The organism is Pseudomonas sp. QS1027, from assembly GCF_002814235.1.
Lineage (GTDB): Bacteria > Pseudomonadota > Gammaproteobacteria > Pseudomonadales > Pseudomonadaceae > Aquipseudomonas.
Window position 1 is genome coordinate 68,811 of record NZ_PHSU01000003.1, and the last position, 12,043, is coordinate 80,853.

Annotated in this window: 12 protein-coding genes; 8 read left to right on the forward strand and 4 right to left on the reverse strand. The window is 60.2% G+C overall.

All coding sequences use genetic code 11. From position 1 onward, the window contains the following. Positions 1-8: 8 nt before the first annotated feature. The 3 genes from CWE01_RS00880 to CWE01_RS00890 form a co-directional block, all read right to left on the reverse strand. On the reverse strand, positions 9-1,724 hold the full coding sequence (locus CWE01_RS00880; protein ID WP_100938636.1) for a proline--tRNA ligase: 1,716 nt from the start codon (positions 1,722-1,724) through the stop codon (positions 9-11). A 117-nt stretch (positions 1,725-1,841) separates the two neighbouring features. Then, the gene (locus tag CWE01_RS00885) at positions 1,842-3,386 is read right to left on the reverse strand and encodes an AmpG family muropeptide MFS transporter (RefSeq protein ID WP_100938637.1); all 1,545 of its coding nucleotides are present in this window, start codon (positions 3,384-3,386) and stop codon (positions 1,842-1,844) included. Between the two features lie 43 nt (positions 3,387-3,429). Beyond that, on the reverse strand, positions 3,430-3,783 hold the full coding sequence (locus tag CWE01_RS00890; RefSeq protein WP_100938638.1) for an MGMT family protein: 354 nt from the start codon (positions 3,781-3,783) through the stop codon (positions 3,430-3,432). A gap of 163 nt (positions 3,784-3,946) precedes the next feature. On the opposite strand from CWE01_RS00890, the gene CWE01_RS00895 reads away from it, so the two are divergent. The 8 genes from CWE01_RS00895 to CWE01_RS00930 all read left to right on the forward strand — a co-directional run bounded on the left by CWE01_RS00895 (position 3,947) and on the right by CWE01_RS00930 (position 11,099). Continuing rightward, complete coding sequence (locus tag CWE01_RS00895; RefSeq protein WP_100938639.1) at positions 3,947-4,954, forward strand: DUF481 domain-containing protein; 1,008 nt, start codon at positions 3,947-3,949, stop codon at positions 4,952-4,954. A gap of 111 nt (positions 4,955-5,065) precedes the next feature. Further along, entirely contained in the window at positions 5,066-5,797 is a 732-nt protein-coding gene (locus tag CWE01_RS00900; RefSeq protein WP_100938640.1) for a HugZ family protein, read from the forward strand. A gap of 65 nt (positions 5,798-5,862) precedes the next feature. Further along, entirely contained in the window at positions 5,863-6,336 is a 474-nt protein-coding gene (locus tag CWE01_RS00905; protein WP_100938641.1) for an FxsA family protein, read from the forward strand. A gap of 249 nt (positions 6,337-6,585) precedes the next feature. After that, positions 6,586-6,879, forward strand: coding sequence for a co-chaperone GroES (locus CWE01_RS00910; protein WP_100938642.1), 294 nt, complete (start codon positions 6,586-6,588; stop codon positions 6,877-6,879). Between the two features lie 49 nt (positions 6,880-6,928). Continuing rightward, complete coding sequence (groL, locus tag CWE01_RS00915; RefSeq protein WP_100938643.1) at positions 6,929-8,575, forward strand: chaperonin GroEL; 1,647 nt, start codon at positions 6,929-6,931, stop codon at positions 8,573-8,575. A gap of 169 nt (positions 8,576-8,744) precedes the next feature. Continuing rightward, a complete protein-coding gene (gene colR / locus CWE01_RS00920) occupies positions 8,745-9,428 on the forward strand; it encodes a two-component system response regulator ColR (protein WP_100938644.1) in 684 nt (227 codons plus the stop codon). Further along, positions 9,418-10,698, forward strand: a complete 1,281-nt coding sequence (locus CWE01_RS00925) for a HAMP domain-containing sensor histidine kinase (protein ID WP_100938645.1) — start codon at positions 9,418-9,420, stop codon at positions 10,696-10,698. Before colR ends, CWE01_RS00925 begins: the two co-directional genes overlap by 11 nt. Before the next feature lie 176 nt (positions 10,699-10,874). Beyond that, positions 10,875-11,099: a hypothetical protein gene (locus CWE01_RS00930; protein WP_100938646.1), complete on the forward strand. Its 225-nt coding sequence runs from the start codon at positions 10,875-10,877 to the stop codon at positions 11,097-11,099. A 517-nt stretch (positions 11,100-11,616) separates the two neighbouring features. Here the strand turns inward: CWE01_RS00930 and fdxA are convergent. Next, positions 11,617-11,940, reverse strand: coding sequence for a ferredoxin FdxA (gene fdxA / locus CWE01_RS00935; protein WP_100938647.1), 324 nt, complete (start codon positions 11,938-11,940; stop codon positions 11,617-11,619). Between the last annotated feature and the right edge of the window lie 103 nt (positions 11,941-12,043).

Genomic DNA, 12,043 nt, shown 5'->3' on the forward strand with positions numbered 1-12,043 from the left:
ATCTGGACTCAGCGACGGATACGGGCCTGAAGGAACGACAGCACGTCAGCGACCGGCAGCGCGTGCGCCTCGGCCTCGGTGCGGCTCTTGTATTCCAGGTTGCCTTCGGCCAGGCCGCGGTCACTGACCACGATCCGATGAGGGATGCCGATCAGTTCCATGTCCGCGAACTTGATGCCCGGGCTGGTTTTCTTGTCGCGGTCGTCCAGCAGCACTTCGAAGCCGGCGGCCGTCAGTTCGGCGTAGAGCTTGTCGGTGGCTTCGCGAACCTGCTCGGTTTCATAACGCAGCGGTACCAGGGCGATCTGGAACGGCGCCAGGGAGTCGCTCCAGATGATGCCGTTGGCGTCGTTGTTCTGCTCGATGGCGGCAGCGACCACGCGGGACACACCGATACCGTAGCAACCCATGGTCAGGGTTACCGGCTTGCCGTTTTCGCCCAGGACCTGGCACTTCATCGCTTCGCTGTACTTGGTGCCCAGCTGGAAGATGTGGCCGACTTCGATGCCGCGCTTGATCTCCAGGGTGCCCTTGCCATCCGGGCTCGGATCACCGGCCACGACGTTGCGCAGGTCGGCCACGGTCGGCACCGGCAGGTCGCGTTCCCAGTTGACGCCGAAGTAGTGCTTGTCGTCGATGTTGGCGCCGATACCGAAGTCGCTCATCAGTTCGACCGAACGGTCGATGATGATTGGCAGCGGCAGGTTCAGCGGGCCGAGGGAACCGGCACCGGCGCCGATGGCGTCGCGCAGTTCGGCATCGGAAGCCATGACCAGCGGGCTGGCAACGCCAGGCTGGTTGGCGGCCTTGATTTCGTTCAGTTCGTGATCGCCACGGATGATCAGGGCAATCAGCTTGCCTTCTTCTTCGGCGTGGACGATCAGGGTCTTGACGGTCTTTTCGATCGCCAGGTTGTAGCCTTCGACCAGCTGCGCAATGGTTTTTGCATCAGGGGTGTCGACCAGGCGCAGGGCTTCGGTCGGTGCCGCGCGCGAGGTTTCTCGAGGCACGGCTTCGGCTTTCTCGATGTTCGCGGCGTACTCGGAACCGTTGCTGAAGACGATATCGTCTTCGCCGGACTCGGCCAGTACGTGGAACTCATGGGAGCCGGCGCCGCCGATGGAGCCGTTGTCCGCTTCCACCGGGCGGAACTTCAGGCCCAGGCGGGTAAAGACGTTGCAGTACGCCTGGTGCATGCGGTCGTAGGTGACCTGCAGCGAAGCCTGGTCGACGTGGAAGGAGTAGGCGTCCTTCATGATGAATTCGCGACCGCGCATCAGGCCGAAGCGTGGGCGGATTTCGTCACGGAACTTGGTCTGGATCTGGTACAGGTTGATCGGCAGCTGTTTGTAGCTGCTCAGCTCGTTGCGGCACAGATCGGTGATCACTTCTTCGTGGGTCGGGCCCGCGCAGAAGTCGCGATCGTGGCGATCTTTCAGGCGCAGCAGCTCAGGGCCGTATTGTTCCCAGCGACCGGATTCCTGCCACAGTTCAGCCGGCTGGATACCGGGCATCAGTACTTCCAGGGCACCGGCCGCGTTCATTTCCTCGCGCACGATGGCTTCGACCTTGCGCATGACACGCAGGCCCATGGGCAGCCAGGTGTACAGGCCGGAAGCGAGTTTGCGGATCATCCCGGCGCGCAGCATCAGCTGATGGCTGATCACGACCGCATCGGAAGGTGTTTCTTTCTGTGTGGCGAGCAAATATTGACTGGTGCGCATGGTTGGCCGTTGTCGCTTGCTGATGACTGAAAATGACTGGGCATTGTACGGGTGTGATTCGGCGACGTACAGGCGTGTCGGCGCACCGCCTTGGGGGAGAGCGGTGCGGGCCTGTATTTACGGGGTTTCTTCGCCGACGGCGGCGGGCACCGCGCCTTCGCCACGACTCGATTGATACCAGTGGATGGCAATCAGGATCAGGGTCGGTATGCCCATCACGGCGGTAATGATGAAGAACTTGTGGTAGCCGAACTTTTCCACCATCACCCCGGAATAGCCGCCGATCAGGCGCGGCAGCAGGAGCATGATCGAGCTGAGCAGGGCGTACTGGGTGGCGGAGAACTTCAGGTTGGTCAGGCTTGATAGATAGGCGACGAAGGCCGAGGTCGCCATGCCTGAACTGAAGTTGTCCAGGGAGATGGTCACGATCAGCATCTTCAGGTTCGGGCCCATGTCGGCCAGCAGCATGAACAGCAGGTTGGTCGCCGCCGAGGCCGCGCCGCCGATGAACAGGATCGGCAGGATGCCGAAACGCACGATCAGCAGGCCGCCCATGCCGGCCCCCAGTAGGGTCATGATCAGGCCGAAGATCTTGCTGACCCCGGCGATCTGGTCCTTGGTAAAGCCCTGGTCGATATAGAACACGTTGGCCATCACCCCCATCACCGTGTCCGACATCCGGTAGGTGGCGATCAGCCCCAGCAGCAGCAGGGCTTGCCAGCGATAACGGACAATGAAGTCGTTGACCGGTGTCAGCACCGGCGCCAGGCCGCGACGGCCCATGCTCGACAGGCAGAGGGTGGTGAGGATGGTATAGAGGATGGCGCGCAGGAAGGCACGGTCTTCCAGCAACAGATCGAGCATGCTCCGACCCTGGAACAGCACGCTGGCGAAATCGGTGTTGTAGAGCTGGGTGAACATCGCCGGTACCGAGACCAGCAGGACGATCAGCACGAAGACCGAGGACAGCTGGTGCACGAAGCTGTAGCGTCCGGCGGAGAGCTGGGTGCGCAGCGGCACCGGCGGTTCACGCATGAAGAAGGTGGTGAGCAGCGCCGGAATCATCAGCAGGCCGAACAGCACGTAGGTGCCGGTCCAGGCCGAATGCTTGTAGCTGAAGCCGGTGGAGCCGAAGCCTTCGGCGAAAAACAGCGCGCCGGCGGTGGCCAGCAGGGCGGCAACCCGATACCCCGACATATAGCTGGCGGCCAGGGCGGCCTGCTGGCTGTCGTTGGCGATTTCCAGGCGATAAGCGTCCACCGCGATGTCCTGGGTCGCGGAGGCGAAGGCCACGACCACGGCAATGGCGATCAGCCAGGACAGATGCTTCTGCGGATCGCAGAAACCCATGCCGATCAATCCGAGGACGATCAGGATCTGCGCCAGCACCAACCAGGAGCGGCGGCGTCCGAGCTTGCCGAGCAATGGCAGGCGCCATTGGTCGAGCAGCGGCGACCAAACCCATTTGAAGGCGTAGGCGAGGCCGATCAGGCTGGCATAACCGATGGTTTCACGGGCCACGCCGGCTTCACGCAGCCAGACGGAAAGCGTGGAAAACACCAACATATAAGGCAGACCGGCGGCGAAACCGAGCAGCAAGAGCACGAGTGTCGAGGGGCTGGCATAAGCGGCGAGCGCGGCGCGCCAGGTTTTACGGGGCATGGGCTGGAATCTGCCTCAGGTTAACGGAAACAAAGCGCGCACTCTAACCGCTGTGCTCTATCGGGCGCCAGCCATGGCGCTTGATATCGACACGATTGTTCAGGACCGTCAGGCCTTCAGTCCGCAGCCGGGCCCGCTGTTCGTCGCCGGAGGGGCTGCCGGCGGGCAGGCTGATCCGACCGCCGGCACCCAGCACCCGGTGCCAGGGCAGGCTTGTGTCGGCGGGCAACTGGCTCAAGGTCCGTCCGACAAAACGGGCGGCTCGCCCCAGGCCAGCCAGTTCGGCCAGTTGGCCATAGGTCACGACCCGGCCTTCGGGAACTTGCGCCAGGGTCAGGTAAAGGGCGGTGCGGCGCATCTGGGCAGGGCTTTCGCCGCCGCTGCTGTCGTCAGTCATTGAGGCAGTCCTGTTCGGGGATCTGGCTACTTATGTAGGTCATTTCTATATGTTGAGCCTGATTATTGAACTAGGGTGTTGTCCAGTCGGTCATTCCTTGGTCCAGGCATTGCCCGCGGGATAATGCCGGTTTTTTTTCGCGAACCCGAGTCCTCTCTCTCCTATGTTATCCAGAACCCTGCTGTGCCTTGCTGTATTCAGCGCCTCGACGCCGTTGCTGGCCGATACCGTCTGGTTGAAGAACGGCGATCGCCTGACCGGCAAGATCAGTCTGTTCGATGGCGGCAAGCTGTTGATCCAGACCGATTACGCCGGGGCGATCCCGGTGGACTGGAAGCAGGTCAAGACCCTGGAGAGTGATCAGGAACTGCTGGTCAAGCAGGATGCCTACACGGGGGAGAAGGCCAAGTCCCTGAAAGCGGCACCGGACGGCAAGGTGACGCTGGTCAACGGCGAGGCGCCGAAAACCGTCGACCTCGCGAGTATCAAGCAGATCATCAAGCCCAAGCCGGTGATCGAGGACCTGGTGTGGAAGGGTAATGTCGACCTGGCCCTGGACTACAAGCGGGCGGACCAGGATACCGACGACTACGACATCGCGTTCAAGACCACCGCCCGTCATGGCGACTGGCGGCATAATGCCCAGGGTGAGTACAACCGCGAGTTCCAGAACGATATCGTGACCACGAACAACTGGAACGTCGAGTATGCCCTCGACCGCTTTATCACCGAAAAGTGGTTCTGGCAGGGGCGCCTGACCTACAAGCGTGACTTTGTGGAAGACCTGTCGCGCCAACGCATCGTCGGTACCGGTCCTGGCTACCAGTTCTGGGACAATGAGCTGGGGGCGTTTTCCCTCGGCTCGCTGCTCAACAATACCGACTACGAGTACAGCGACGGCGAGAAGAAGAACTTCTATTCGCTGGGGATGAAATGGGACTACAGCCGTAACCTGGTGGGCAAGACGGTGCAGTTCTTCACCAATGGTGAAGTCGGCAAGCCATTGAGCGGGCCTTCGGAGTATTCCCTCGACGCCCAGATGGGCCTGCGCTACAAAGTGACCGAGTGGGCTTCGCTGAATCTCAAGGCCGAGCGCAACGTGGTCCAGGGCGATGCGGAAACCAGCCTGAACAAGACCCGCTACACGGCCGGCTTCGGCGTCGTCTGGTAATAGCACCGCTTCCCCGACCCTGGCATCCGTGGCGGATAACGTTTATTTTGTCATTGATTTTCATTCGCAGGTCTCAGGGCTTGCCGACGGTGTCTGACGAGGAGTCAAAAGGTGAGCGTTGAAGTTGCCAAGAATGCCCGCGAGCTGCTGCTCAAGGAGTACCGGGGTGTGTTGTCCACGCACTCCAAGGCCATGCCCGGTTTCCCGTTTGGCTCCGTGGTGCCTTACTGCCTTGACGACCAGGGCCGGGCGCTGATCCTGATCAGCCGGATCGCCCAGCACACCCATAACCTGCAGAAAGACCCCAAGTGCTCCCTGCTGGTGGGCGAGCGCGAAGCCGAAGACGTGCAGGCGGTCGGTCGTCTGACTTACCTGGCCGAGGCCGAAAAGCTCAGCGATCCCGAGGCGATCGAAGCGGCGGCCGAGCGTTACTATCGCTACTTCCCCGACTCGCAGAACTATCACCAGGCCCACGATTTCGACTTCTGGGTGCTCAACCCGGTGCGGCACCGCTACATCGGCGGTTTCGGCGCGATCCACTGGCTGGATCAGGTGACCCTGGCCAATCCCTTCGCCGGCAAGGCCGAGATCAGCATGGTCGAGCATATGAACAGCGACCACGCCAAGGCCATCGCCCACTACGTCGCCCTGGCCGGCTTGCCGGATCAGGTGCCAGCACAATTGGCGGGTATCGACACCGAGGGCATGCACCTGCGCATCGGCCAGGCGCTGTACTGGTTGCCCTTCGAAGCACCTTGCAATACGCCGACACAAGTTCGCGAAGCCTTGGTTTCCCTGGCTCACGCCGAGCATTGGCCAAAAAAGGAAGGCGCTTCAGCTTGAATTCACGAACTGTCGACGTCATCTAAGGTTAAGTGGAAGGCATTCTTCCGTAGAGGAACCATTTGATGCGCGCTTTTTTATTGCTCTTTCTGCTGTTTCCGGTGTTAGAGCTGTATGTGTTTTTCCAGGTCAGCACCGCGATCGGGTTTTTCCCGGCCCTGGCGCTGATCATTCTCGGCTCGATGCTGGGGGTGCTGGTCCTGCGGATCGCCGGGATCGCCACGGCGTTGCGGGCGCGGGAAAGCCTGAACCGCGGCGAGTTGCCGGCGCAGACCATGCTCGAAGGCCTGATGCTGGCCCTGGGCGGCGGCCTGATGCTGCTGCCGGGGTTTATCAGCGATATTATCGGCCTGGTGCTGCTGTTGCCGATGACCCGTCGCCTGTTGGCCGACCGCATGCGTCGGCGCGTCGAAGAACAGGCGTTGCGTCAGCGGGCCTTTGCCGATGACCTGCAGGCCCGTGGCCCAACGGGGGCATCGCCGGCCACCAGCCGGCAGCCCCAGGTCATCGAAGGCGAGTTCGAACACCGCGATTCCTGATCGCCAGCACCACGACACGGCACCTTCGGGTGCCGTGTTGGTTTTTGGCACTTTCAGGTAAAAAAAACGTCACCTGCCCTTGAAATTACCTTTGGTGACCTTATGTAACGGTCACCGCAAGGTTTTGGCGAAAATCGCCAGACAGTCTTTCGCGGTTCGCTTGGCGAGCCGCAACCGGCAACGCCGGATTTGCTAAACCGGTCGGTATCGACATCGACCCTTGAAAACCATAATTAGGAGAGATCGACAATGAAGCTTCGTCCTCTGCATGACCGCGTCGTCATCCGTCGCAGCGAAGAAGAGAAGAAAACCGCATGCGGTATCGTGCTGCCAGGTTCGGCCGCCGAGAAAGCCAACCACGGTGAAGTTCTCGCTGTAGGTACCGGCCGCGTGCTGGACAACGGTGAAGTCCGTGCGTTGGCCGTGAAAGTGGGTGACAAGGTGGTATTCGGCCCTTACTCCGGCAGCAACACTGTGAAAGTAGACGGCGAAGACCTGCTGGTAATGGCTGAGAACGAGATTCTCGCCGTTCTCGAAGGCTGATTCCCGCTCATTTTTCCCGCTACGACAAAGTATTCAAGGAATTACGATCATGGCTGCTAAAGAAGTTCTGTTTGGCGACTCCGCCCGCAAAAAAATGCTCAAAGGCGTCAACGTCCTGGCTGACGCGGTAAAAGCGACCCTGGGCCCGAAAGGCCGTAACGTGATCATCGAGAAGAGCTTCGGCGCTCCGACCATCACCAAGGACGGCGTTTCCGTTGCCAAGGAAATCGAGCTGGAAGACCGTTTCGAAAACATGGGCGCGCAGCTGGTCAAAGACGTTGCTTCCCGTGCCAACGATGACGCCGGCGACGGCACCACCACCGCCACCGTACTGGCTCAGTCGATCGTCAACGAAGGCCTGAAGGCTGTCGCTGCCGGCATGAACCCGATGGACCTGAAGCGCGGCATCGACAAGGCGACCATCGCCATTGTCAAAGAGCTCAAAGCCCTGTCCAAGCCTTGCGCTGACACCAAGGCCATCGCTCAGGTCGGCACCATCTCTGCCAACTCCGACAGCTCCATCGGCGACATCATTGCCGAAGCCATGGAAAAAGTCGGTAAAGAAGGCGTGATCACCGTTGAAGAAGGCTCGGGCCTGGAAAACGAACTGTCGGTTGTAGAAGGCATGCAGTTCGACCGTGGCTACCTGTCCCCGTACTTCGTCAACAAGCCGGAAACCATGGTCGCCGAGCTGGACGGCCCGCTGATCCTGCTGGTCGACAAAAAGATCTCCAACATCCGCGAAATGCTGCCAGTACTGGAAGCCGTTGCCAAAGCCGGCCGTCCACTGCTGATCGTGGCCGAAGACGTTGAAGGCGAAGCCCTGGCGACTCTGGTTGTGAACAACATGCGCGGTATCGTCAAAGTCGCTGCCGTCAAGGCACCGGGCTTCGGCGATCGTCGCAAGGCCATGCTGCAGGACATCGCTGTCCTGACCGGCGGCACCGTGATCTCCGAAGAAATCGGCCTGAGCCTGGAAAGCGCTACCCTGGAGCACCTGGGTAACGCCAAGCGCGTGACCCTGTCCAAGGAAAACACCATCATCGTCGACGGTGCTGGCATCCAGGGCGATATCGAAGCGCGTATCAACCAGATCCGTGCCCAGGTTGCCGATACTTCCTCCGACTACGACCGTGAAAAACTGCAAGAGCGTCTGGCCAAGCTGTCCGGCGGCGTTGCAGTGATCAAGGTTGGCGCCGGTTCCGAAGTTGAAATGAAAGAGAAGAAAGCCCGCGTTGAAGACGCCCTGCACGCTACCCGTGCAGCCGTTGAAGAAGGCGTGGTCCCTGGCGGTGGCGTGGCCCTGATCCGTGCTCTGGAAGCACTGACCGAACTGAAAGGCGAGAATGCCGATCAGAACGTAGGTATCGCTGTACTGCGTCGCGCTGTTGAAGCACCACTGCGTCAGATCGTTGCCAACTCCGGCGACGAGCCAAGCGTGGTTGTGGATAAAGTCAAAAGCGGTCAGGGTAGCTTCGGCTACAACGCTGCTACTGGCGAATACGGCGACATGATCGAAATGGGTATCCTGGACCCAACCAAGGTAACCCGTTCGGCTCTGCAGGCTGCAGCTTCGATCGGCGGTCTGATCCTGACCACCGAAGCAGCAGTGGCTGATGCACCGAAGAAAGACGGCGGTGCTGGCGGCGGCATGCCAGACATGGGCGGCATGGGCGGTATGGGCGGCATGATGTAAGTCGGCCCCACCTGCTACAAAGAAACCCCGCCTTGTGCGGGGTTTCTTTTTTTCCGGCAAGTCATGGGCACAGCGGCTGCTTTTATCGCGCAGCTTGTCGCTGCCACGGGCTTGCCCTTAAGCTGCGCGGGCCAAGACACGGCCGTTACCGCGTACAGAGAGAGTACCCATGCGAATTCTACTGGTTGAAGACAACCGCGATATCCTCGCCAACCTGGCTGATTACCTGGGGCTTAAAGGCTATACCGTGGACTGCGCGCAGGACGGCTTGTCGGGCCTGCACCTGGCCGCCACCGAACATTATGACCTGATCGTGCTGGACATCATGTTGCCCGGGATCGATGGTTTCACCCTGTGCAAGCGCCTGCGCGAAGATGCCCGGCGTGACACCCCGGTGATCATGCTCACCGCCCGCGATCAACTGGATGACCGCCTGCAAGGCTTCAAGTCCGGTGCCGATGACTACCTGCTCAAGCCATTCGCCCTGTCGGAACTGGCGGCGCGGATCGAAGCGGTCCTGCGTCGGGCCCAGGGCGGAGGCCGCCGGGCCTTGCAGGTCGGAGACCTGAGCTACGACCTCGATACCCTGGAAGTGACCCGTGAAGGGCGCCTGCTCAAGCTCAACCCGGTGGGGCTGAAGCTCTTGGCGGTGCTGATGCAGAAAAGCCCCCATGTGCTGCGCCGCGAAGTCCTCGAGGAAGCCCTGTGGGGCGACGACTGCCCGGACAGCGACAGCTTGCGCAGTCACGTCCACCAGTTGCGCCAGGTGATCGACAAACCCTTCGAAAAGCCTTTGCTGCATACCGTGCATGGCGTCGGCTACCGCCTGGCCGAAGGCCGCGATGGAGTTTAAACAGAGCCTCGCCCAGCGGATCATCATCGCCTTTGCGCTGATGAGCGCCCTGGTGGCGGGGACGTTTGCCATAGGTATCGTGGCGACGGTTCACCTGGTTGAGGAAAAGCTGATTTCCGCCGGCCTGGGGGGCGATCTCCAGCGTCTGTTGCTGATGGACAGTGTCAATGACTGGAACCATCGGCCCGAGCCCGATCAACTGTTCTATTTCAGCGGCGGCCCGGGGGATTTCGCCTTGCCCAGGGATCTGCGCCATCTGGACGCCGGGTTCCATGAGGTGTTTCGCGACCAACTGTCCTACCACGCCATGGTCGAGGTGGTCGACGGTCGGCGTTACGTGCTGTTGCAGGACCAGAGTGACTTCGAAGAACGTGAGCGGGTGTTGTTTGCCGTGGTGCTGGTGGGATTTGTCCTGGCCCTGGCCCTGGCCGTGTTTCTCGGCTGGATCCTCGCCCGGCGGGTGATGGCCCCGGTGGTGCGCCTGGCCCGCCAGGTGCGTCATCGCGATCAGTTGCTCGGGCTGGCGCCGTCCTTGGCGCCGGATTACGCCGCTGACGAAGTGGGTGAGCTGGCGGTGGCGTTCGACGCCACCCTCGGCCGGCTGCGCGACGCCCTGACCCGCGAGCGCCTGTTCACCAGTGATGTCAGCCATGAACTGCGCACGCCGCTGATGGTGCTGGCGACCTCCTGCGAGCTGTTGCTGGAAAACCCGGCCATCGACCAGCGCGGGCGTAATCAGGTCGAACGTATTGCCCGGGCTTGCGAGGAAATGCGCGAGCTGGTGCAGACCTTCCTGATGCTCGCCCGGGCCCAGCGCGAGGATGGCAGCATGTCGCCGCAGGTCTCCCTGAGTCGGGTGGCGGATGACCTGATCGGCCTGTGGCGTGCGCCGATTGAAGAGAAGGGCCTGACGCTGATCATCGACCCGGGTAACCCCCTGGATACCCGCTATAACGTCACCTTTCTGCAGGCGGTGATGGGCAACCTGCTGCGTAATGCCTTGCACTACACCGACCAGGGCTTTATCCGCCTGAGCCTGGAGCCAAGCGGGTTCGTGGTGGAAGACAGCGGCGTGGGAATTCCCGAAGAGAAGCGCGAAGCCATGTTCCAACCCTTCGTACGCGGTAACGAAAAACGCGGTGAAGGCCTTGGGTTGGGCCTGTCGCTGGTCCAGCGGATCTGCGAAAACCAGGGTTGGCACGTCAGTCTGACCACCATGACACCCAGCGGTTGCCGCTTTCATGTCGACCTGCGCGGGCCTGACACCTGATCGGAAACGAAATTTTCACCTGGGAAGGGCCAATCTCTGGCACCCGGACAGGCGCCAAGGCGCTCCAGATGATCTCAAAAAGCTACGACGCCACTCGTCGTTGAGTGCCACGGCACAGGGAAAACTGAGCTATTTTGAGGATAGATGTTCAGCAATACCATCAAAGGCTTATGGTCATGAAGTTAGAAGTCGCTCGAGGTTTGTTTCTGGTCAGCGCGCTGGCTGTGGCTTCCCTGGCCCTGGTGGTCTGGGAGCAGCCCGGTCCTCAGGTGCTGACTGCAGCGGTCGGTTCGGGGCATTGTCCTTTGCCTCGCGTTGCCAAGGCGGCCGATGCCAAACCCGACCATGACCTGCTGTTGTTCATGTTCGGCCTTTCCCAGGGGCTCAAGCCGCAGAGTTGAAATCGTCCTGTCCGTCTCTCAGGCCTCGCATTGATCGAGGCCTTTTTTATGGGCGCTGTTTGCTCGATTCAACGTCCACTTTCGGGCGCCACAGACCAGGATTGGATCCATAAGTTCTTTTTTACCTGCTTGGGCGTGTAAGCCATTGCTTACATCTTGCGTAAGCGATCGAGGATAATTCGCCGTCTCGATTACTGAGTGTTTCATTTAACCAATTGAAATATATAGTTTTTTTGTGTTTTTAATGGATCCAATATGGGAAAGGTGGCATTTTGGATCCACTTGCGGCGGATCAGAAAGTCTTTAATATCGCCCCTGTGTCGACGGATAGACACGGCAATCAGGGACAGATTGCTGGAAGGAACATCGCGGGATGCGATTCATCAGGACGATGAAAGGGAAAAAAGGGACTAGGGAAAAAATGTGGGCGGGTCACACCGCCCCTTTTTTTTGCCTGTAGAAAAGTGAAGGCATAAAAAAAGGCCCGCAAGGGGCCTCTTCGTCGAGCGCGGTGCAATCAGCGTTCGAGATCCTTGATCTTGCCTTTTTTGCCATCCCACTCTTCAGCGTCCGGCAGCGATTCTTTCTTTTCAGTGATGTTGGGCCAGATTTCGGCCAGCTCAACGTTCAACTGAATGAACTCTTGCATGTCCTCCGGGACTTCATCCTCGGAGAAAATAGCCACAGCAGGGCATTCCGGCTCGCAAAGCGCGCAGTCGATGCACTCATCCGGGTGAATGACCAGGAAGTTCGGGCCTTCGTAAAAGCAGTCCACCGGACAGACTTCTACGCAGTCGGTGTACTTGCACTTGATGCAGTTGTCGGTGACGACGAAGGTCATTTCTAATTCTCTCCTCAGGCGGCGGCAGCGAAACCCGATCAAAATAGGTTCGCCAGGTCTGGGAGCGATAGTCTGCGAACCAGGCTAATAGTTCGCAGCATCC

What these genes read in the sequence shown, in the direction of transcription:
- CWE01_RS00880 (WP_100938636.1), bottom strand. Translation starts at nt 1,724, where the DNA reads ATGCGCACCAGTCAATATTTGCTCGCCACACAGAAAGAAACACCTTCC.
- CWE01_RS00885 (WP_100938637.1), bottom strand. Translation starts at nt 3,386, where the DNA reads ATGCCCCGTAAAACCTGGCGCGCCGCGCTCGCCGCTTATGCCAGCCCC.
- CWE01_RS00890 (WP_100938638.1), bottom strand. Translation starts at nt 3,783, where the DNA reads ATGACTGACGACAGCAGCGGCGGCGAAAGCCCTGCCCAGATGCGCCGC.
- CWE01_RS00895 (WP_100938639.1), top strand. Translation starts at nt 3,947, where the DNA reads ATGTTATCCAGAACCCTGCTGTGCCTTGCTGTATTCAGCGCCTCGACG.
- CWE01_RS00905 (WP_100938641.1), top strand. Translation starts at nt 5,863, where the DNA reads ATGCGCGCTTTTTTATTGCTCTTTCTGCTGTTTCCGGTGTTAGAGCTG.
- CWE01_RS00910 (WP_100938642.1), top strand. Translation starts at nt 6,586, where the DNA reads ATGAAGCTTCGTCCTCTGCATGACCGCGTCGTCATCCGTCGCAGCGAA.
- groL (WP_100938643.1), top strand. Translation starts at nt 6,929, where the DNA reads ATGGCTGCTAAAGAAGTTCTGTTTGGCGACTCCGCCCGCAAAAAAATG.
- colR (WP_100938644.1), top strand. Translation starts at nt 8,745, where the DNA reads ATGCGAATTCTACTGGTTGAAGACAACCGCGATATCCTCGCCAACCTG.
- CWE01_RS00925 (WP_100938645.1), top strand. Translation starts at nt 9,418, where the DNA reads ATGGAGTTTAAACAGAGCCTCGCCCAGCGGATCATCATCGCCTTTGCG.
- CWE01_RS00930 (WP_100938646.1), top strand. Translation starts at nt 10,875, where the DNA reads ATGAAGTTAGAAGTCGCTCGAGGTTTGTTTCTGGTCAGCGCGCTGGCT.
- fdxA (WP_100938647.1), bottom strand. Translation starts at nt 11,940, where the DNA reads ATGACCTTCGTCGTCACCGACAACTGCATCAAGTGCAAGTACACCGAC.